This is a genomic window from Sphingobacterium sp. CZ-UAM (assembly GCF_002000245.1).
In the GTDB taxonomy this organism is placed as follows: Bacteria; Bacteroidota; Bacteroidia; order Sphingobacteriales; family Sphingobacteriaceae; genus Sphingobacterium.
Map to the genome: position 1 here is coordinate 253,467 of NZ_MTCM01000002.1, position 21,636 is coordinate 275,102.

Below are 21,636 nucleotides of genomic sequence, written 5' to 3' on the forward strand. Positions count from 1 at the left end.
CTCCTATTGGTTGAATATATAAAAAGCATGATTATTTTTTTACCGCTATATAGCCAATAAGGTTTGCATTCCAGTGGATCAGGACAAAAATGATGATTTTCCGGGCGCGGATAAGTTTGTTATTGAGGAAATTTAATCGATTGGTTCCTTTGAAGGAAAGTAAAGATAGACTGTTGTACCTTTTTGGGGTTTAGAATTTATTTGTATGTTGATCTGCAAAAAATCCGCAATGCTTTTTACGATCGACATACCCAGCCCATTCCCTTTTGAATATTTACTCCTGAAACGTTCGAAAAGGTTCTCTAATTCGGTCGCAGTCATTCCCACTCCGCTATCCGAAATTATTATTTGATGATTTGTTCCATCAAAATTATGGGTAATGTTGATCCAACCTTGTGGACGGTTATATATGATTGCATTATTGATCAAATTATGGAACAGATGGAAGAGAAGCTCTTCGTGTTGATGGCTTAAGGCAATATCTTTAGGAACCTCAATAGACAGATAAATCTGTTTTTCAGCCATGAGTGGTTCAAGCTCTTCGGTTACCCTTGTTAGCAATGGTCTGATTAAAACCTTGTGTGTACGCTGGTACTGGCCGCTATCGACGCGTGCCAGGAAGAGCAGTGTTTTAACGATCCCGTTCAGACGATCGAGTGTTTGTAACGATGAAAGGAGCTTTTCTTGCAATTCCAGGTTAAGATCTGGCTGGATTAGCATATTTTCTATCTTACCTCGCAGGATGCTGATTGGTGTCAGCAGTTCGTGGGAAGCATTGGCGGTAAAATCCTTTTCGCGTGTATAGGCGTGTGTAGCCCTTTGCATAAGGTCGCAAAGGTGTTCATCCAGCAGGCGGAAGTCTGTTGTCGTCGTTGGGATTGCTTTAAATTCCAGGTCAAATGGAAACTGTTGTTCGGAAAGCCGATAGCGAATAATTCGTTGTAACGGGCTCAACAGATGGCGTCCATAAAAATAATCCACGGAGATGGTCAGTAAAAACAATACCATTAAAATAACGAGTGCGACCTGTTGCAGGATAGCCGCATAAAGTGAGATGCTATGTTGCGATCTACCAATTTCCAATAAGTACATTTTTCCATCCGCTTCAAAAAAGCGATGCAAAATCCGGTAGTTTAAGGTGTCGCTTTCCACAATGCGCCGCTGATTGTCTATATGTGACGGGCCTAAATCGGAAGAGTCAGCCCTGGCCGTCTGAATGGCAATATAATCTTCTTTGAGCATGGTATAACTGCCGTAGTTCTGTTCCCCTTGCAGATAGTATTCCATGCCGTTTTCACGGATCTTGTCAAATACTTTGGTCTCTTGGCCATGTAGGAATCTATCGATGGAGTATTGCGTATACCAACTGAAGACTATCGGCAAGATGCATAAGAAAAAGCCAAAGATCAGCAGTTTCGAAAAAGCAAAATAGAGCGTAAATTTAGTGTTCAGTTTCACGGCAATACAATTTTATAGCCGATTCCCCGAACCGACTGTAGCCAGGGGACAGGTGCAAACACCGACATTTTTTTCCTGATATTTTTGATATGGACATCAATGTAATTTGAGTCCGTATTCGGAAAGCTCAGGTCTCCCCACACATGCTCGTACAATTGCGAGCGGCTCAAGGGGCGATTCTTGTTTAGTAGAAGATAGGTCAGGATATCAAATTCCTTTTTGAAGAGGACGATTTCTTGATCCTGGTAATAAACAGCCCTGTTTTCAATATCAATACTAAATTCACCCACCTGTAGTGGCTGAGCGGTATGGCCCAAACGGCGTCGATAGATAGCGAATAGGCGTATGTGCAGTTCGGCCAAGGAGAAAGGTTTGGGAAGGTAGTCGTCTGCACCATTTTTTAATCCCAGTATGCGGTCTTCAAGAGCACCACGCGCGGAGGCAATCACGACAGCGCTATCCGGGTGATCCGTTCTGATCATATCCAATAGGTTCATGCCATCTCCATCCGGCAGGCTTAGATCAAGGACTATGGCATCAAAGAAACGATCCCTAAGTACGCGTATCGCATCTGCTAGGGTTGAGCAAACCTGACAATCGTATTGTTCAAGCCGGAGAAAATCGGTAATTTCCCGGGCCAATTCCGGTTCGTCCTCTACGATAAGTACCTTCATACCCTTTGCAAATAGCTTCAATTAAAATTGATAAAAATATCCCACATTAAAAAACGAATTATGTTTTTGCTCCGCCGCGGCATTCTTTCCCAGTACCGAGAGTTGATAGGAGAGTAAGAATGCACCATTGCCATATTGCCAGATCAAGGGAAGCTGAAAATTATAAGACAGCATTTTGAACCCGGTTGACTCAACAGTCGTTTCCTCATATTCCGGCTTTTGATTGACAGGTGGTAATTTGTCATCCAAAAATCCTGGAAGACCAAGCCTCCTTTCTTTCTCCTCCAGATATGTCGTATAATAACGTTGTGTACCGGTGGTCAAGGCGATATTCGGTTTGATATAGAGGAGATCTTTTGACGTAAAACTATGGATATTCACGATTTTGCTATTGGTCAGCGTTACGAATACATCGTTTTCTTTACCAAAATTGTAATCACCTTCCAGATCGGTCTGAAAGATATGGCTGAATCCCAGTTCAGCTGAAACATTGTTTGGATTGGAGGCCTGCAACAGGGGAGATTCTTTCTGATAAAAAGAACGCGTATAACCAATGTTCAGGGACAAGGCTTTGTTCAGTTTAAATTCAAATCCCGTTCCCACATGAAGCTCGGAAGGAGCGGAGTTTTCTTTCAGCAGCTGGTAGCCACCCGCGGAAATATGCCATCCCGAAGTCGTCAGCATGCGTAGATCTGTATAGGCAAAGGGAAGTTTCTCCGATGCGGTTTGTCCATAGTAATTGGCATTGTTGCTCAGTAATGTAGTCCAGGTAAACGTCGTTTTCCGGGCTGTACTGTCAGGCTCTTGGGCAAAACAAGCTACGCTGCCGAATAGTTGAGTAACGGCTAATGCTGCTATCAAAAAATATAGCGTTTTCATGGAAATAGATGCTTAAAGTTTTATCCTAATTTTTGTGTTGATCTTTGTTTTCACTTTTACCCGAACATCAGGGTTCACCGAATTAATTCGAGGTATTACAGGGCGGGGGATCTGTTGATTGCGAGCCTTGGGTACAGATTTTATTACTTTTTCTTTCGTTTGGCTAACAGTTTCTTTGGCCTGACTGGCTGGCCGGTTAGCTTCCTCGTGCTTTTGTTTTGAGGATGCCGACTGTGCAATAGTATCCTGTGGGATAGCTGCTGTAGCGACGCCGATCCGTATAGCGAAAATTAGTAAAGCTGTAAACCATGCCTTGTGAAACATACTGCTCATTCTGATCAATCTAACTTTGAACTAATGACTTCAGCTCAAAGTTAGATTTTATCTGCTTATTTAATACCCACTCCGGTACGAATTTTCGTATTTGTACGCACATTGGTTGAGTTTACGTCAATTTTTGTTTTGGCATTGACGTTTGCCTTTACATTGGGGGTACTTTTGACCGCCGCTTGTGTAGCAACATCCACTGTTTTTACTGCAGCGTGAGCCTGCCCTACGGAAGAGGCGACAGTGCTTACTGTACTTCCTTTAACATCTGATGCAATATCTGATTTAGCGACAGTGCTTACAGCAGCACCATGATTATCCGGATGCTCGGTTTTTGCATCTATTTTACCAGCTGTGGCTAATTCGCTGACAGCTTTGCCTGTTTCAGCTCCGGATACCGTTTTTGTCAATTGGCTTACCGCTGTTTTGCCTTTTGATTCAGCAGCATCTATTGATTGAGCAACTTCTTGTTTGCCCCTGATTTCTTGTTCGACCACCCCATTTCCTTCCGCTTTCAACGTTGCAGTTTTTTTTGATTTATTGTTCTGCAAGGTAGTTTCTGCGCTTTGCGATGAATGAACTTTAGATTTTGTTTCCTGTGCCATCCCTGTTGTACCTAGCAACAAGCCGATGGCTAATAATCCCAAAATTTTCATTTTTTATAATTTGTTAATCAAAGCTAAACGCCGATTATGAAAAAAAAATGAAATCTTTAATCTGAATAAAAAATCTCAGTGGGACTCAATTTGATTAAATATCTGAATACTGTGTTGGCCGACAAAGGGTAGTTACGTTTTTAGAAACATTATTTTGGTATTGGGGCAGCTCCGCCATTGGTTTATATAAAGGGCCAAACGCTTTCCAATGCGCGTCCCGTTCGTTCATGTTTTCGAAGGTCGTAAGATAAATCAAATTAGGCATCGTGCTGCCTGCAATAACCTGACCATAGAAAACGGCATTAAAATTTAACTTGTTGAAGATATCGATCTCACCATTGTTGAACATGGAGATTTTATTTGCAGATAACTTTTCGGTTGGAGCTTCATAGCTTCTCAATTCGTAAACGCGTTCACTTTTATCCCCGTTTAATTTGGGGAGAGTAAGAAATGGCATACCCTCAAAGGCTTTCATTAAAATCGTTTCAATCCTTGAGTAAGGCGGATGGGTATGTGCGGCATCGAGGTATTCCTTTCCCGATTCTAAATACCGTTTATCTTTTAAGATATCGACATCAAGACTTGCATATTTTTCAAGTTTAGTTGATGAACTGAAGACGTAAACCAATTTATCCGCTTTATCCTTATTGTCAATCGGTTTGAATACGGCAATCTCTTTAAATCCTAATTTATGCATTGCCGGCAAATAGGCTTTTTCAAGAAAACGATCGATCACCTGTTCTTGTTCTGTGGTTTGGAAGTGATAAACTTTTAATTGAAAATAAGTGGTTGCTGCGTGGGCAAAACTGCTGGATTGACTACTTATAAAAATCAACAGAATTAACATCCACTGTCCCGGATTCATAGGCTTGATCATGTTTAACATTTAGTTTTATAGATTTAGATTATATTTTTTGTTTTCTTATCATTAGAAAAATACAGATTAAAAATAAGATTTTTTTATAATATAGATGTTCGAACCAGAAATACACTTTCAAAAAATAAAACCAGTGTTTTCTTTTTCTATCATACAATTTGCTACCTTTCGTCCTATCATCTATACGACGGATTATGGACATATTAGTTTTTTTCTTGGCTATTACAGCAGGGACTTGGTCGGTTTACGGCCATTTTCAGCGAAAGAAAATTGTTCGTATTGCGATGGACGAATACATAAGCTTTGATTTAGAACAGCAAAAGCTCGAGTTGTTAGCACATCAGGTTTTAAACCGGTCATTAGGCAATTTTGAACATAGAAAACACTGGTTGAAGGATTATTGGAGTTTTAGGGATGTCAATGGGCGTTTTCTGACCAAGGTATACATTGATCTACAAGTGAAAAATAGATTTAACGAAATTTGCACGATTACTGCCAAAATCAATTATGGTGTTCTTGATGGAATAAATGGCATTGAATATGAACCCGCCTTAGACTAAGTTGGACTGTCTATCATTAACGCTCACCTGAGATATGATTAGGGGCATACACTTTCTCTTCGCCGTGACCCGATTCGCCATTTTCGACCAAAATATAGCATCAAGTATGGCGGATAGGATCGAATTCGGGTAATAGCTGAAGCGCTTGCTGTTCCACTACTGATCTTTTAAAACAAAGTAGGTTTGAGATTGGTTTTTTATGCAAGATTCCTGATGGTACTGTTCACGCTAAATTTTTGATCTAGCTGGCCGTAACAAAAAAACTTTATCACAGGCAAGGGAATTTAGATAAGGTTGAACGTATGAAAAGAAGAAAATTTTTAGTGCAGACAGGCCTTGCAGGATCGGGGTTAATCTTGAGCGCAGCAGCACCAGATATTTTGACAACAACAATTAAAGAACATAAGATGGTAAAACCTGAAAATTTAGATCAACATAAGAGGTTTCGTCCCAATGAAAAAGCCGGCTTTGGCGGTGTGGCATTAGGAAACGGTTTTCAGCAACACTCAGATCTTGAATGCCTCCAAGCAGTGGAAGCGGCTTGGAATGCAGGGGTACGATTATTTGATACTTCTCCATGGTACGGATTGGGCATCAGCGAACGTAGGATGGGCTTATTTTTAAAAGATCAGCCACGGGACAGTTTTACGCTCTCGACTAAAGTAGGACGACTCTTGTCACCTAAAGAGGGTTTTACAATGGAGCAGTTGTTATGGAAGGGTAAAATGAATTTTAGTTATCGATATGATTACAGTGCTGCCGGTGTCAGAAAAAGCGTAGAGGATAGCTTACAGCGCCTGGGTGTATCATCCATAGATATCGTATATATCCATGATCTTTCACCCGACAATGGCGATATGAAAGATAGCTATGCTAGTTATTTCGAGCAAGCGGCGAAAGGAGCCATGCCTGAGCTGACTAAAATGAGGCAGGAGGGGATAATAAAAGGGTGGGGGCTAGGTGTCAATACCATCGAACCGATATTGCAAACATTGGATGTGGCGGATCCCGATATTTTTCTCTCAGCCTGCCAATATTCATTAATCAAACATGATGATGATCTGAATAAGGTATTCCCAAAAATCGCTGAAAGAGGCTTGTCCATTGTTGTAGGTGCACCCCTGTGTGCTGGATTTCTGTCAGGCAAAGACCGCTATCTGTATGATGGCAAGTTTCCTGCTGGGGTTAAAGAAAAATTAAATGCTTTACAAAGAGTGGCAGACGATCATGCCGTAGACCTACGGACAGCAGCATTACAATTTGCTGCTGCACCAAGTGAAGTTTCAGGGGTTATACCCGGAGCACATACGGTCGCGCAGGCGGTACAAAATGCCGAGTCTCTCAAGGCTAAAATTCCCGCTGATTTTTGGGAAGAATTAAAGCATGAAAAATTAATTGCAGCGAATGCACCGGTACCAAAAGCATAATAGTTATTTCATCCTCAACATCTTTCTTCACGTTAGCCTGTCCTTCTTCCGTGTCGTCTGGACCGTCATTCTTTATACGTGATAAGTCCGTATTTGAATCTTCATTTTCTTCGGTCGATGTGCCGTTTTCTTGCTCTTTTATGAAATCAGGACTCGGCTCACAAGCAGGCAGGAGCGAGGATATCTATGATAAGGAAAGTGAACTTTCTGAATCAACATTCAGTACTACTGGAGCAACATTAAAAAGAAATATACTAGTTTATAGGTATCAAGAGTTTGAACGTAATTTTCCTGTCTTCTATTACTACTTCAATATCCCCTTGATGGGACTTCGCTATTTCTTTGGTCACATACAGTCCCAGACCGAGCCCCTTGCTACCCGAGCCACGAACAAATGGCTTAAATAGATCCGAAGTATTTAATAGATGGGCAGCAGAGAGCTGATTTGTTACACTGAATATAAAATTGTCCTTTTCTATAAAAGCATTTATTTCAATTTCTTGATGCGGTTCCCCATGCTTTATCGCATTACTGATCAGGTTAACAAAGGCTCTTCCCATTTTGGCTTTGTCGCAATGCACATTGAGGGGAAGCCTCATATGTGTTAAGACTTTTCTGTCATGTATCACTTCAAATTCGGACAAAACCTGTTTGATTAACGGCTCCATATTCACAAGGTCTGTATAACTTTCAGCCTCACGTCCAAACCGGGTATTGCTAAAATCTAAAATATCATCGATTACACCCTTCATCCGGCTAGAAGCATTTTCTATTTTTTTTGCCAGAACTTGTTGCGCTCCATTTAGACTCTGTCCTAGATATTGAGATAACAGCTTAATTATACTAACTGGATTGTTTAAGTCATGGGCCAAAGAAAATAAAATAAGATCTCTGTTTTTGGAATAAATGCGTTCCTGCTCGAGTATATTTTGGAGATGCAGCGTTTCAGTTGTTGTGCTAAAGTCAGTAGCAATAAGATCACTGCAGAATGGGAATAGCGTTTCCAATTTAGGCTGGTCAAACTTAACCGGTTCATCATTCATAAAACTTAAGTGGCCAATAATAGTGTTGTTTTTATTAAGTATGGGATAGGAAATATAGCTTTTTAATCCAAATTCCTGAAGAAGCTCGCCCCATTGCTGTTTTGTACATCGGTCTATATTGTCAATATAAATTGGTTCAAAACCTTTTCTTATTTCCCGATATATTTTTACATAGGTGTTACTATCCTGAACGATGATCTGTTGAGCCTGGTAGTCATAAAAACAATAATTATCCCATTTATTACCTTTTTTTTTGCGTATCAACCCATACCTCATTTGGATATGACTACACATCGTTTCCAGAATTCTTTGGTTAGGATTAATCCCGCCCATGTCATTATATTTTTTGTTCCCTTGATTTACCTTATTCTGGAATGTCATTTCTTGTGTTGTTTTATTTGTTCGACAAGCGCTTACGCTACCTGATGGTTATGATGACGAATGCTAATTACCCAAATGTGTATTAAATAAGATTGTGATTATGTTCAATAAATCTCTTATAATATTCTTGTTGATAGCAATTATGTTGAACAACAATAAATAGACCCAGATCGTTTCATAATTTTATATTTATAATGGAATAAGTAATTTTTATATGATCAATCGTCTTTAGCTTGTATTTTTTAAGTAGTTAAAAATGTGTTTTAATGAAAACTTTTTTGTTTTAGCGAGTGTCCATTTTGCGTTACTTAGTTCTTATGTTTCAAGAAACATTATTTTTTAATAAACTATTTTTATCTACCATTTGTTAGTCACTATATTATATATATTAATCGATATTAGTTTAGAGTTTAGTCTATACTGTCTGTTATTGTAAATTGCCGATGGGAGAGGAGGATTGTTGGTGTTTTTGTTATGAAGGTGTAGAAATTTAACTTGTTTTTATAAATTTTATTTGTGATTTTATGGATGGAAAATCACCGACAAAGAATGAGTCGCAACGGATTCAGGCACTGCACGAATATGAAATTCTGGACACTGCTGCGGAAGCAGAATTCGATCGTATCACGGAGATCGCCTCACGCGTTTGTGATATGCCTATCTCTTTAATTTCATTGGTAGACAAAGAAAGGCAATGGTTTAAATCACGCGTTGGACTCGACGTGGAAGAGACGCCACGCGATTTATCTTTTTGTCAATATACGTTTACAGAAGATCGATTATTGGAGGTTCGGGACGCTGCTGAAGATGAGTGGTTTAAGTTCAATTCGCTCGTAACGGCGGATCCTCATATCCGGTACTACGCTGGATTACCCTTGGTTGATGCCAATGGATTTTCTTTGGGTGCGTTATGCGTTATTGACAGGGTGCCCAGGCAACTCGACGAAAACCAGAAACACATCCTATCCCTGCTACGGGATGAGGTGGTTACGCTTATTACCAATCGACGAGAAAAGGAGAAATATAAAGAAAATGAGCAGAAGCTGAAAGCTTTTTTTGATCACTCGCAGAGTCTCATGTGTACTCATGATCTCGAGGGCAATTTTATTACCGTGAATGAGGCTGGAGCCAGATTGTTAGGCTATGAAAAAGAGGAAATAGAAAAGCTTTCGCTTTTTGATATTGTGCCAGCGGAAGGCCATTTAAATCTTAGGGATTACCTGGTTGAAATTGTAAAAAAAGGAATTGTCAAAGGCGAAATGCGTACGGTCACACGTGCTGGGGGCATCCGTATTTGGATGTTTAATAATATTCTCCAGGCCAACGGAAATAAGAAGGCTTATGTAATTGGTAATGCGGTTGATATCACTGAGCAGCATTATTTGGAGAAGGATCTAAAACATACCCAAGCAATGTTGACAAGGACTGGTCGGGTTGCCCGGGTCGGTGGCTGGGAGTACAATCTGAAGAATGGAAAAATTATCTGGTCCGAGATTACCAAAGAGATCCATGAAGTCGAAAAGGATTATGAGCCTGATCTTGCAAGCTCGCTGAATTTTTACAAGGAAGGAGTGCACCGGAATAAAATCCAGCAGGCCATTGAGCAGGCTATTTCCACTGGAGAGCCCTGGGATCTTGAACTGGAAATTATCACCTTTAAAGGGCATGCACTTTGGATCCGTGCATTGGGCAATGCTGATTTTGAAAATGGTGTCTGTGTACGGCTTTATGGTACCTTCCAGGATATTGACAGACGTAAAAGAATGGAAGCGGAGTCGTCAAATTCAAAAAAACTATTTGAGGATATCCTCGAGGCCACTTCTGCGGTTGCCATTATCGCCACAGATATCGAAGGCACAATAACGTTGTTTAATAAAGGTGCCGAAAATCTTTTGGGCTATGCCAGCGAAGAAATAATCGGTAAATTAAGTCCGGTACATTTTCATTTGCAGAGCGAGTTAGCATCAAGGGAAACTGAGCTATCCACAGAGCTGGGATACCCTGTCAAAGGATTCAGGGTTTTTGTGGAAAAAGCTGAACTGTATGGTTCGGAGCAACGTGAATGGACTTACATCCGCAAAGACGGCTCTCAATTGTTTGTTTCTTTAGCCGTGACCATTATCAGGAACATCGAGGAGAAGGTCATCGGATATCTTGGTGTAGCTACAGATATCAGCAAAATTATTCAACAACATAAAGAGCTTGAAAGGGCAAAAGGACTTGCTGAGCAGGCAAGTATGGCAAAGTCCGAGTTTTTGGCCAATATGAGCCACGAAATACGGACTCCCCTGAATGGAATAGTAGGCTTTACCGATTTATTGACCAGAACCAATCTCGATGCGACACAGCGCGAGTATTTAGGGATGGTCGAACAGTCGATCGGATTATTGTTAGGCATTATCAATGATATACTGGATTTCTCCAAAATTGAAGCCGGTAAAATGGAATTGGAAATTGAGCAAACCGACCTTAATGAACTTATCAATCAGCTGAATAAACTTTTTAATGTTCAGATCGCAGGCAAAGGCCTGGAATTCTATTTAGATATCGCACCCGAGGTGCCAAGTTATATTTGGACAGACGCACTTCGTATCAAACAAGTGCTGATGAACCTAATGAGCAATGCCATCAAATTTACCGCGAAAGGAAACATTACATTTAAAATCTCCGTTCTGTCCCGTGAGGCCGAAACTGCTCTTCTGCGTTTCAGCGTTCGGGACACCGGCATAGGTATACCCGAAGATAAGCAGGCAAAGATCTTTGAAGCCTTTTCGCAGGAGGATACTTCAATGACCAAACGCTATGGGGGTACAGGCCTTGGGCTCACGATATCCAATCGCTTGCTAAAAATGATGGGCAGTGAACTGCAGTTGGAAAGTACGGTTGCTGTCGGAAGCCATTTCTTTTTCGACCTTGACTTACGTTCTATTTGGGAAACAGAAGATTGGAAAGAGCTGGCATCTATTGACACTGTCCTGGTCGTTGCCGATGATGAATGGGAACGGGAAAGCTTGGTCCAGCTATTGACAAAAAAAAATATCGCTGTGCTACAGGCAAAGAATGGGTTCGAAGTCTTGCAACTTTTGATGCGCGGCAGCCGCTATGGAGCAATCCTCATGATGAACGACTTGCCTATTATGAGTGGCATAGACACGATAAAGAAGATTCGGGAAAAGATTTTTAATGAAAAATATATACAGCCTATTATTCCCATATTTGATCCACAGGAGAGCAATGTTGTCGCTGTTTGTGAGTCATTGGAAATTAAGCAATGGTTATTAAAACCTGTTAAACCTGAGGATCTTTATCAGGTACTGACCGATATTCACAGGGAGCAATTACCAAAGTAGCTAAGTGAAAATAGTTTAAGTGCCAACTCGAATAAGTAATTCCTCCTTCGATGCCTTACGGTCTATCACGTTAATGTTTGGCTGTAATCCTAATTATCCGAGCTGGAGGAGTTTAGTTCTGAACTGCAGCAGTTTGGACTTAGTCTATCCGACTGAATTAGAGCGCACGTTGAATGCCAATGTCTTTAACATGGAGACAATGGTAATGCCCTTTGGATCCTACGGTAGCTGATATGCTCCGCGATATGGGTTTTGTTCGACCAGAAGGGCATTTTTAAAGATGAGGAAGTAGGAATCACAAGAAGTATACGTTATTTTGTTTTTCTAAGGATTAGACTGCTTGTGGAAGATGGAACTTCATATCGGTTGAATCTGTCTTTGTTTTCGAGGCCTTCAACGATATACCCACTCTCTGGATTGATATTGAGCAATATATGGGGTACGAGTACGGATTGATTAAATTGTAAGACTATGCTTTTATCCTTTTGATTGTAGGTCAGGGTTTCGATTTCTCCGGCATCCGTGGTCAGCCACAAATTTTCTTTTGCTAAGAAAATACGGCCTTTAGAAGCTGTTTTTATATCCACTTCGATGGTATCCCGATTTTCTTTAAGATTTCCACTAAATGCCAACCAGCCAAATTCTGGATGGTCGACGATATAGGTGCCTGAATTGACAGCATATCCATAAAATCCAGTGCCGTAGTCGCCCGAAATACCATCGTTGGCTAGGGTAGATGGGTAAGAATGGAAGGCAGCCGGGCCAAAGCCGTCTGCAGTCACATTGGCTAATGCGCCCATCATACCAGCGTGGCCTACACGAAGCAGATAGAAATCATCTGGATGGTCACGGTATTCCGTCAATACCGGGATTGCGTTTAAGGCTGAACCATAATGATGCAGCTGACGCTCGATCCGGGATAATTTTCCGCCATAGACAAAATCCCAGTAGCGGCGGGCACTACCATTGTATCCCCAATGGGGGACGGTAGGCATATAGGCGAGGATGGCATTTAAGGTAACCCGGGTTTTGTCGTCAAAACCAAAATACCGGGACCATAAATAGACTTCTTCTTGTCCAGTAGAGTCCCAGGGCATTTCACTTCCAAAGGGATAAGCGAGGCTTTTCCAATGTTCGGCCCGTTTGCGCATCACTGCTTCCAATTGATTCGCTTCAGCTGTCATTCCCTCACGGCGCAAATCATGGAGGATAAGCAAAAAAATGCTGCCTTCCATTTGGCCAAATTGTGCATAATAAGGTGCTTTCTCGATCATCGCCATACTGGTTTGAAAAGCACGGTCTAGATAAACATTCCATCGCTCTTCCCGGATAAGATCCTGATAATCGCGGGCGAGTCGGTACATGACCCAATGGGCAGCAGCGACATGTGGATAGTTATACGAACGACCGATGTTATCCGCCTCTTTTTTAGGCCATGCCGACCAGGTCTTCCAGTTGATGTCTGTTTGGTAGGTGCCTGCCGGCATGGAATCAGGCTCGTAATAAAATAAGCTTTTGACAACGCCGTATTTTTGATCACCTTTCTTGTGCTGGATTCGGCCATACATCGTTTCATGCACAAAGCGTTTCAATTTTGCGATCTCGGTGCGATTGGGCTGCAAGATCTGCTTCATGATGGCTGCTAGCCAGCTGGCAGCCCCGGCTTCATCGCTCAAACCGGCATACCAAGCGCGTGGCTCTTGGGTGACTAATTTCTTTTCTTCATAATCGTAGCTAATCACAGCGGGTGACCTGCCAAACAGGTCCTTGTCATTTTCGAACCATTGGGTAGTCGTCAAGAAATGTCCAAGATCATTGACCACATCTTTTTCGGACTTAATGACTTTGTAATGAATGCTTTGTTCGATGCCATCCTGATAGGTAATAGTCAGACGTGCACGTCCCCACCGCTGACCTTTGATCTCAAAGTGATGCCATTGCTGTGGGCTGTCTTTTAGCTTGCTAACGCTTAGAGCGCCTTCCGGATAGACCGCAATGTTTTTAATAGCCTTGTTATGTTTTATAAACAATTTAACCGGATTATCTAAGGGAACGACATAGCCGGGAGCACCAATGGCCACAGGTCTATGATTCTTTAACAGGGTACGCTCAATTTCTTTAATGCCCGGAGCCAAGACAAACTTGAGGGCAAAAGTTTTGGATTGTTTTGGTTGTAAGAGCGTCGAGGTCGGGATATTCCACTGTTCTATGCCCTTCCAGGACGTTTCGGCAAGTGCTTTGCTATGGATCATCCACTCATGGAAGCCTTCGAAAGTAATACTTCTGGGCGTAGGGTCATCAAGTAAAGGGTTGTAGGCTTCAAATCCGGCATTGCTGTAAGGGATTACCAATAAGCTTGGTCCGTTTCCATGCAGATGGTTTACTTGGAGATAGCCCGCATCTTTTCCGATATAGGGATCGAAAAATACATTTTGTGCATGTGCCTGATTCAGATCCTTCCGGTCCATATTATTATTGAATGGAAGTGGAATTCCCAAAGCCCCGATTTCAATCGCTTGATCGGTCGGATTACTGAGTTGAAATTTCAGGACAAGATCACCCCCTACATTCTCCCAACTGCGCTTGACCTGTAAGGGAATGTTCCCTAATGTTGGACTGATGTCAGCAGCAGCCAAGATCGTTTTGGACTGAGGCAATGCGATGACCTTTTTGCGGTCTTTAGCCGAAGAATAACTCGACCATTGCATTTCTCCGCGACGTCTCAAACTGATGTTGATGTCACCGATATGAAAGAAACCGTTACGGTCGCGCTTGGCTAACATTTCCACCGGTGTATAGTCGAAAGCAGCATCGCCATCGACCTGTTGAAAGGCTGATAGCGTCTGTGAGTGATTGAATACCTTTATTTTCAGCTGCGCTAAAGTGAAGCTTTTAGTTCCTTGATCAATACCCAAAGTCGCCGGCTGGTTTTTAGTAGCTTTCCATACGGGGTGCTCCTCCTGTTGGCTAAATGCAGCATTGGTCAGTAGGATATAAAGTAAGGTAATGAGGATATAGTAACTATTTTTTAAATTCATATTGTCAGGTTTAGCAATTTATAATTCTATAATAGGACTATAAAGTGAATTACTACAAATTTGATTGATTAGGATCTCTATTAATTGCCAGATTTTAACCTAAGCTAATACATTTTTGATATTTTACATGAACGGATTGTTTTGTAAATAGCTAAATAGTAAATTTAATGTATAAATGACACTTTATTGAAAATCATTTCAACTTAACGATTCTAATTTATGAAACCAATTCAATACCAAGTTCCTATTCCTAAGGATAGGACTGTTTTTATTCAGGAGGATTTGTTGGATAAATTTTATCCTTATATGCATCGTCACGAGGAATATCAGTTGATTTGGATTAAGGAGGGCTCAGGGCAGCTATTGGTCGATGATAATGTGCATTGTTTTGAACATGGCGATATTTTCTTATTAGGTTCGAATCAGGCTCACGTCTTTAAAAATGATTCTATGGATAGGTTTGTACAATCTGTTTCTGTCTTCTTCAATTTAAAAGGCACTTTATCGGGGATTTTAAATTTGCCTGAATTAAGTATGCTACTGGATTTTATCGATAAAAATGGTCGTGGTTTTCAGGTTCCTAAAACATATCTGGCTCAGGTAAGCCGGAGGATAGAATCGCTGAAGAATGCGGATAGTTTAGGTCAGCTCGTAAGTTTCTTTTACCTGTTGAAATCGTTAAACCGGCTTTCGTTCAAACTTAAACCTCTTACAGGAGTGGCGACTGCTGATTTTGGAACTGGAAGCTCCTTTAGGATAACATCGTTATGTGATTTTCTGGATAACAACTATAAGGAGCATATTAGTTTAAATGAAATCGCCGAAAAGGCTAATCTTACCCCCCAGGCATTCTGCCGATATTTCAAGAAAAGTACCGGTAAAACTTTCGTTTCGTATGTAAACGAATTGCGGGTAAGAGAAGCCTGTCGCTTATTGGGCAAGGAAGATTATGATAGTATTTCAAGAGTTGCTTATAGTTCGGGATTTAATAGTGTCACTAATTTTAACCGGGTTTTTAGAAGCATTCTCGGCATCTCACCCAAGATGTATATCGCTAATTACAGGCATTTACTTTACGAATAATTGTAAATGTCAATATCCAGTAAGTAATGATTAAAAGCTGGTTAGTTTGCTGTTTGTAGAGTTGCTTTCTTTGAATAAGAAAATTATAAATTACTCAATTGAAGACCAACTATTGCAGCACGTATTACCTCTTACAGGATGGCCGGGAAGTTCAGATTTCAGAGCAGGCTGACAGACAGAACAATTGTTCCTATGACAATGTAGGAATGATCGTGCGGAGTCATTTTACCCGATTGGCAGCATCCGGTATTGTAGCGTAAGGAGTGAAATGGATTTGAACAGCAAATATCTCGGCATTTAGTACAGATTGGTTTCAATAGTAAACAATAAATCGAAAAGATGAAGAGAAACAACACTGACCCTAACGTAAAGAAATTTATAGTCATTGGCGTACTTTGTACGGCTTCTTCGCTAACAGATGCCCAAAATATGGATTTGTATCAACACACAACACCTATTGAACCTTATATCATCCAATATCGCCAAGACTTGGAAGCGGTCAATTATTTTTACGGCCCGATGCCTAAAAACTGGGGATTTCAGCAGTCGGCTGCCTCGCCCGAGCAGATCAATAGGCTAATTAAGATAGACGATGGCTACCTAGCCAAACTCAAAAAATTTGACTATACAGGTTTAAATACCAATGGCCAGGTCGATTACATTCTGCTCAACCAAAAAGTGCGACGACATCAGGATGAACTCAAAGAAACATTAGCTTCTTACAATCGGCTAAAATTCTACTTGCCCTTCGCCGATAATATCTTTCAATTTGAACAGCAACGTCGTAGAGGTGCCACTGTTGTGGGAAAGGATGTTGCTATCATACTCGAGAAAACGGCAGGGCAGGTGGATGTGGCAATCCAAAAGTTAGCCAATATGGCCTCGATCGAATCAACGGATGTCAATTTCCTGGTCAATATGGTGGAGTCATTGCGGTTACGTCTGGAAAGCGCGTACGATTTTTATAATGGCTATGACCCCTTGTTTACCTGGTGGGTGCCCAAATCTTATGAACATTTAAACGAAAAGTTGATCCAATACAAAGACGTATTGCAGGCAAAGAGCAACTGGAAAGTGTTTAATGATGGTAGTAATATTGGTGGGCAGCCGATTGGAAAAGCGGCGCTCAATAAAAAATTGCGCGAGGAAATGATCGCTTATGATGCGGATGAGTTATTGCGCATTGCTGACAAGGAGTGGGCATGGTGTCTGTCGGAGCTGTTAAAAGCTTCCCATGAGATGGGGTTTGGCAACGATTGGAAAGCAGCGCAGGAAAAAGTTAAAAATACCTATGTACCCGAAGGTCAGCAGCCCGCTCTGATCAATGCATTATATGACCGGGCCCAGACATTCATCAAACAGCATGATCTGATCGATATTCCGGAACTGGCGGATGAAACCTGGGGAATGATCATGATGACGCCTGAACGGCAATTAGTCAATCCTTTTTTTACGGGCGGACGTGAGATCAGTATTTCCTATCCGACCAACACGATGACCTATGAGCAGAAGATGATGAGTATGCGAGGGAATAATCCGCATTTTTCGTTAGGTACAGTGCAGCACGAACTCAATCCGGGGCATCATCTGCAGTACTTTATGAACAAACGCTACAAGCCTTACCGCGAGCAAAATTTCAATACGCCATTCTGGACCGAAGGCTGGACCTTATATTGGGAATTGCTGCTCTATCGGATGGGATTTGCAAAGACAGCCGAAGAACGTATCGGGATGTTATTTTGGAGGATGCACCGTTGTGCGCGGATCACCTTCAGTATCAAATTTCATTTGGGTGAATGGACACCCCAGCAATGTATTGATTATCTAGTTGATCAGGTCGGCCATGAGCCTGCAAACGCACATGGTGAAGTGAAGCGGTCTTTCGAAGGTGCTTACGACCCCTTATATCAATTGGCTTATTTGATCGGCGGTTTGCAGTTACTGAGTATCAGTGATGAATTGGTGGGATCGGGTAAAATGTCCTACAGCGAATTTCATGACCGGGTCATCAAGGAAAATTACTTGCCCATGGAGATGCTAAGGGCCATCTTAACAGACCAAAAGCTCGAACCTAACCATCAGGCAACTTGGAAATTCTACAATTTTAAGTAAGCGCAACCTAACCCTAAATTATGCGTAGTCAACAAAATAGGCAGGAATTCAAAAAGTCATTGGGACTGTTGGATGCCACAATGCTCGTTGCCGGCAGTATGATCGGCTCGGGAATCTTTATTGTATCGTCGGATATCGCCAGAAATACGGGCTCTGCCGGCTGGCTGATGTTGGTATGGGTGATCTGCGGATTTATGACCCTAGCTGCAGCCTTGAGTTATGGCGAACTCAGTGCCATGTTTCCGAAAGCCGGTGGGCAGTATATTTATCTCAAAGAAGCCTACGGTCCAGTGGTCAGTTTTACGTTTGGATGGACTTTTTTTGCGGTCATCCAGACGGCGACGATTGCAGCTGTGGGAGTAGCTTTTGCCAAGTTTACAGCTTATTTGTTTCCTGTACTTGATGAGGATGTTTACCTGTTGCTCATCGGTGACTATCATATTTCATCGGCGCAGCTGTTGGCTATCGCTGTTATTTTACTGCTCACCCGTATCAACACCGGCGGTGTAAAGCATGGTAAAACAATTCAGACGGTGCTGACATTGATCAAAATATTAAGTTTAGTTTTATTGGTCATATTCGGTTTTGCGGCTTTCGATCTGGAGGTATGGAACCAAAATTGGTCCACATCGAACAGATGGGATCTACAGCATTTAAATGTGGACGGATCGACAGCCGCTTATGCCACTTTTGGTGCATTTGGCGCCGTATCTGCTGCATTGGTCGGGGCATTGTTCAGCAGTGACTCCTGGCATTCCTCTGCTGCGGTAGCAGGCGAGATCAAGAATCCGCAACGCAACATTGGATTGAGCCTGGCGCTGGGTACACTGGTTGTAACAGTGATCTATATTTTGACCAATCTGATGTATACGGGTGTATTAACAATCGAGCAGATGGCCAGCGCACCAAAAGACCGCGTGGCCATGCTGGTAGCGCAGGAAATTTTTGGTCCCCTGGGCATAGCCGTCTTAGCGATTATGATTATGGTCAGCACTTTTGGCTGCAATAACGGACTGATCCTCGCTGGTGCAAGGATCTATTATTCCATGGCTAAGGACGGCTTGTTTTTTAAGAAAACAGCAAGGTTAAATAAGCATGCGGTACCAGCTTACGCCCTGTGGTTGCAGGCAGTCGTTGCATCGATATGGTGTCTGACCGGTAAATACGGTGACCTGCTGGATATGATTACCTGTGTGGTGGTGATGTTCTATGTGCTCTGTATCATCGGCATCTTTTGGTTAAGACATAAACGTCCGGATGTACCGCGGCCTTATCGGGCTTTTGGCTATCCCTTTATTCCGGCCATCTATATTGTGATGGGCATCTCGTTTATTATTTTGTTGGTGATCTATAAACCGCAGTTTACCTGGCCCGGTATTATCATCACGCTATTGGGGATACCACTCTATTATGTTGTGAAACAGAAAAACCTGAAGACGTAAGCTCGCTGATTTTCAATGCTGCCTGGGTGCGATGAACGGCAGATTAATATATACGATATAAAAAACAATACATATGAAGTCAACATTTACGGCTGTTTTATTACTGCTATTGCAGCTTACAGGGATGGCGCAGGGGACAGTGGAGGATTATAAACGTGCCAAAGAGATCAGAAGTTCGTTTGCTAAGGTGTATCAGGTGCCACAACAGGTGATCTGGTCTGAAAAAGGAGATCGCTTTTCGTATCGCGTGAATCGCAAAGATGGGAAACGAAGCTTATATCTAGTGGATGTAGCGACGAAGAAAACAATAGAAACTGATGTTGCTGCTATTGAAAAGCAGCTGTCAGATCTGTCAGGCAAAGCGGTAGAATTGGGAGTTTTGTGGGGAAGGGATTTGAAAGTCCTGACGGCGAACGAAGTGGAATTCACGGAAGAGAAAGCGGTCTGGAAGTGGAATACTGTGGAAAATAAGTTGAGCAAATTGCGGGATATTCCTTCAACGGGCACAGACCGTAGATCGGGGGGCTATTGGGGAGCGCGCTGGGATGATAGTAAAGGTGAACCGGTAGAGTCGCCCGATAAAGTCTATACAGCCTATATCAAAAATAATAATGTATACAGCAGTAAAAAATCGGATGCAAAAACTGAGCGGCAGTTGACCTTTGATGGAAGCCCCGGAGAGTATTATAGTGCACGTATCTTATGGTCCAATGATTCAAAGAAATTGGCGGTGTCAAAAGTGAGAAAGGCTGAAATCAGACAGTTGACATTATTGGAATCTTCGCCAACCGATCAATTACAGCCTAAGTTACAAACTCGGGATTATAATAAACCGGGCGATGCATTGTCTCAATATTATCCAACTATTATTGATGTAGTCGATGGCCGGCTGATGTCGGTAGATCCTGCCCAGGTCGCCAATCAGTTTTCACTGTCTGGACCCGTCTGGAAATCGGACAATAGCGGGATCACCTTTGAATATAATCAGCGTGGTCACCAACGTTACGACGTTATGGAACTCAGTGCCATAGACGGCAAAACACAAGCAATTATCTCCGAGCGAAGCGCCACATTTATTGATTATAGTGGAAAAAAATATCGCTATGATCTTAAAAAATCGGCGGATATTATCTGGGCTTCGGAACGCGATGGATGGAATCACCTGTATCTGTTCGATGCCAAAACCGGCGCTTTGAAGCGTCAGATTACAAAGGGGAATTGGGTGGTGCGTAAGGTCGTCCATGTGAATGAGGATAACAAAAATATTATTTTTGAAGCCAGTGGCATGCATAGGGACGAGGACCCCTATCTAGTTCATTATTATACGATTGGTTTTGATGGAAAGGGCTTGAAAGAAATTACTCCGGAAGCAGCCAATCACCAGGCAACATTCAATTCGGATCATTCCTTATTTGTCGATCTCTACTCTCGTGTGGACCAAGCTCCACAGGCGGTATTACGTCGGGTGACAGATGGACAGATCATCATGAAGCTGGAACAGGCGGATATCTCGGATCTGGAAGCTAGCGGATGGCGCAAGCCTGAGGTGTTTAAGTCGCTGGGTAGGGATGGTAAAACCGATATTTGGGGCATCATTGTGCGGCCTAGAAATTTTGACCCGAACAAAACATATCCGGTAATTGAGTATATCTATGCCGGTCCGCATAGCGCCTTTGTCCCGAAATCATTTTCTGCTAATCCGGCCGGGCTTGCCGAGCTGGCTGAACTGGGTTTTATCGTCGTTCAGATTGACGGAATGGGCACGTCCAACCGCTCGAAGGCATTTCAGGATGTCGCCTGGAAAAACCTAAAAGATGCTGGTTTTCCAGACCGTATTGCCTGGATGAAGGCTGCAGCACTTCAATATCCCTATATGGACATTAAAAAAGTTGGCATATTCGGGACTTCTGCGGGTGGACAGTCCGCTGCCGGAGCCCTGTTGTTCCATCCCGAATTTTATAAGGTCGGAGTTTCCTCCTGTGGCTGTCATGATAACCGGATGGACAAAATATGGTGGAATGAACAATGGATGGGCTGGCCGATCGGGCCTGAATATGCTGCCTGTTCTAACATCGAAAACGCATATCGACTGGAAGGCAAGCTGCTGTTGATCGTGGGGGAGCTGGATGATAATGTGGATCCTGCTTCGACCTATCAATTTGTCAATCAGCTGATCAAGCATGGCAAAGATCACGACTTTATTATGGTTCCGGGTATGGGACATGCTTCCGGTGGTGATTTCGGAGAAAAGAAACGTCGCGATTATTTTGTCAAACACCTACTTGGTGTCGAACCACCAGCATGGAATGCTTATTAACGAACAAAAATC

16 protein-coding genes are annotated in these 21,636 nt (G+C 42.2%); 8 read left to right on the plus strand and 8 right to left on the minus strand.

Annotation, left to right across the window (positions count from 1 at the left end; genetic code table 11):
• Positions 1–132 precede the first annotated feature (132 nt).
• The 6 genes from BWD42_RS11350 to BWD42_RS11375 form a co-directional block, all read right to left on the minus strand.
• Positions 133–1,458 (minus strand): sensor histidine kinase, encoded by a 1,326-nt coding sequence (locus tag BWD42_RS11350; protein ID WP_077436356.1) that lies wholly within the window; start codon positions 1,456–1,458, stop codon positions 133–135.
• Positions 1,455–2,132: a response regulator transcription factor gene (locus BWD42_RS11355; RefSeq protein WP_077436982.1), complete on the minus strand. Its 678-nt coding sequence runs from the start codon at positions 2,130–2,132 to the stop codon at positions 1,455–1,457. The genes BWD42_RS11350 and BWD42_RS11355 overlap by 4 nt, the downstream gene beginning before the upstream one ends.
• A gap of 21 nt (positions 2,133–2,153) precedes the next feature.
• Positions 2,154–3,011, minus strand: a complete 858-nt coding sequence (locus BWD42_RS11360) for a hypothetical protein (RefSeq protein WP_077436358.1) — start codon at positions 3,009–3,011, stop codon at positions 2,154–2,156.
• Between the two features lie 12 nt (positions 3,012–3,023).
• The gene (locus BWD42_RS11365) at positions 3,024–3,344 is read right to left on the minus strand and encodes a hypothetical protein (RefSeq protein WP_077436360.1); all 321 of its coding nucleotides are present in this window, start codon (positions 3,342–3,344) and stop codon (positions 3,024–3,026) included.
• A gap of 56 nt (positions 3,345–3,400) precedes the next feature.
• Positions 3,401–3,994, minus strand: coding sequence for a hypothetical protein (locus BWD42_RS11370; RefSeq protein WP_077436362.1), 594 nt, complete (start codon positions 3,992–3,994; stop codon positions 3,401–3,403).
• Between the two features lie 94 nt (positions 3,995–4,088).
• Entirely contained in the window at positions 4,089–4,871 is a 783-nt protein-coding gene (locus BWD42_RS11375; RefSeq protein ID WP_077436983.1) for an NIPSNAP family protein, read from the minus strand.
• Positions 4,872–5,065: 194 nt separating this feature from the next.
• On the opposite strand from BWD42_RS11375, the gene BWD42_RS11380 reads away from it, so the two are divergent.
• The gene (locus tag BWD42_RS11380; RefSeq protein ID WP_077436364.1) at positions 5,066–5,431 is read left to right on the plus strand and encodes a hypothetical protein; all 366 of its coding nucleotides are present in this window, start codon (positions 5,066–5,068) and stop codon (positions 5,429–5,431) included.
• Between the two features lie 302 nt (positions 5,432–5,733).
• Positions 5,734–6,858 carry an aldo/keto reductase gene (locus BWD42_RS11385; RefSeq protein WP_077436366.1) on the plus strand — a complete coding sequence of 375 codons (1,125 nt, stop codon included), beginning with the start codon at positions 5,734–5,736 and terminating at the stop codon, positions 6,856–6,858.
• Positions 6,859–7,112: 254 nt separating this feature from the next.
• Here the strand turns inward: BWD42_RS11385 and BWD42_RS24490 are convergent, their stop codons facing one another.
• Positions 7,113–8,282 (minus strand): sensor histidine kinase, encoded by a 1,170-nt coding sequence (locus tag BWD42_RS24490; RefSeq protein WP_139351123.1) that lies wholly within the window; start codon positions 8,280–8,282, stop codon positions 7,113–7,115.
• 524 nt (positions 8,283–8,806) lie between these two features.
• Here BWD42_RS24490 and BWD42_RS11395 point away from each other — a divergent pair.
• Positions 8,807–11,632 carry a PAS domain S-box protein gene (locus BWD42_RS11395; RefSeq protein WP_077436368.1) on the plus strand — a complete coding sequence of 942 codons (2,826 nt, stop codon included), beginning with the start codon at positions 8,807–8,809 and terminating at the stop codon, positions 11,630–11,632.
• Between the two features lie 311 nt (positions 11,633–11,943).
• Here BWD42_RS11395 and BWD42_RS11400 read toward each other — a convergent pair whose 3' ends face one another.
• Positions 11,944–14,670: a DUF5695 domain-containing protein gene (locus BWD42_RS11400; RefSeq protein WP_077436370.1), complete on the minus strand. Its 2,727-nt coding sequence runs from the start codon at positions 14,668–14,670 to the stop codon at positions 11,944–11,946.
• Between the two features lie 219 nt (positions 14,671–14,889).
• Here BWD42_RS11400 and BWD42_RS11405 point away from each other — a divergent pair, with 219 nt between their 5' ends.
• From BWD42_RS11405 to BWD42_RS11420, 5 genes are all read left to right on the plus strand, one after another.
• The gene (locus tag BWD42_RS11405; protein ID WP_077436372.1) at positions 14,890–15,753 is read left to right on the plus strand and encodes an AraC family transcriptional regulator; all 864 of its coding nucleotides are present in this window, start codon (positions 14,890–14,892) and stop codon (positions 15,751–15,753) included.
• 98 nt (positions 15,754–15,851) lie between these two features.
• Complete coding sequence (locus BWD42_RS24715; RefSeq protein WP_175992033.1) at positions 15,852–16,013, plus strand: hypothetical protein; 162 nt, start codon at positions 15,852–15,854, stop codon at positions 16,011–16,013.
• A gap of 79 nt (positions 16,014–16,092) precedes the next feature.
• The gene (locus BWD42_RS11410; protein ID WP_077436374.1) at positions 16,093–17,865 is read left to right on the plus strand and encodes a DUF885 family protein; all 1,773 of its coding nucleotides are present in this window, start codon (positions 16,093–16,095) and stop codon (positions 17,863–17,865) included.
• A gap of 20 nt (positions 17,866–17,885) precedes the next feature.
• Entirely contained in the window at positions 17,886–19,307 is a 1,422-nt protein-coding gene (locus BWD42_RS11415) for an APC family permease (RefSeq protein WP_077436376.1), read from the plus strand.
• Positions 19,308–19,380: 73 nt separating this feature from the next.
• Positions 19,381–21,624, plus strand: coding sequence for a S9 family peptidase (locus BWD42_RS11420; RefSeq protein ID WP_077436378.1), 2,244 nt, complete (start codon positions 19,381–19,383; stop codon positions 21,622–21,624).
• The last annotated feature ends 12 nt before the right edge of the window (positions 21,625–21,636 follow it).

Bases quoted from the DNA above. Each gene is read 5' to 3' on its own strand.
- BWD42_RS11375 (WP_077436983.1), bottom strand. From the start codon at position 4,871: ATGATCAAGCCTATGAATCCGGGACAGTGGATGTTAATTCTGTTGATT.
- BWD42_RS11370 (WP_077436362.1), bottom strand. From the start codon at position 3,994: ATGAAAATTTTGGGATTATTAGCCATCGGCTTGTTGCTAGGTACAACA.
- BWD42_RS11410 (WP_077436374.1), top strand. From the start codon at position 16,093: ATGAAGAGAAACAACACTGACCCTAACGTAAAGAAATTTATAGTCATT.
- BWD42_RS11400 (WP_077436370.1), bottom strand. From the start codon at position 14,670: ATGAATTTAAAAAATAGTTACTATATCCTCATTACCTTACTTTATATC.
- BWD42_RS11420 (WP_077436378.1), top strand. From the start codon at position 19,381: ATGAAGTCAACATTTACGGCTGTTTTATTACTGCTATTGCAGCTTACA.
- BWD42_RS11405 (WP_077436372.1), top strand. From the start codon at position 14,890: ATGAAACCAATTCAATACCAAGTTCCTATTCCTAAGGATAGGACTGTT.
- BWD42_RS11360 (WP_077436358.1), bottom strand. From the start codon at position 3,011: ATGAAAACGCTATATTTTTTGATAGCAGCATTAGCCGTTACTCAACTA.
- BWD42_RS24490 (WP_139351123.1), bottom strand. From the start codon at position 8,282: ATGACATTCCAGAATAAGGTAAATCAAGGGAACAAAAAATATAATGAC.
- BWD42_RS11385 (WP_077436366.1), top strand. From the start codon at position 5,734: ATGAAAAGAAGAAAATTTTTAGTGCAGACAGGCCTTGCAGGATCGGGG.
- BWD42_RS11395 (WP_077436368.1), top strand. From the start codon at position 8,807: ATGGATGGAAAATCACCGACAAAGAATGAGTCGCAACGGATTCAGGCA.
- BWD42_RS11415 (WP_077436376.1), top strand. From the start codon at position 17,886: ATGCGTAGTCAACAAAATAGGCAGGAATTCAAAAAGTCATTGGGACTG.
- BWD42_RS11355 (WP_077436982.1), bottom strand. From the start codon at position 2,132: ATGAAGGTACTTATCGTAGAGGACGAACCGGAATTGGCCCGGGAAATT.
- BWD42_RS11365 (WP_077436360.1), bottom strand. From the start codon at position 3,344: ATGAGCAGTATGTTTCACAAGGCATGGTTTACAGCTTTACTAATTTTC.
- BWD42_RS11380 (WP_077436364.1), top strand. From the start codon at position 5,066: ATGGACATATTAGTTTTTTTCTTGGCTATTACAGCAGGGACTTGGTCG.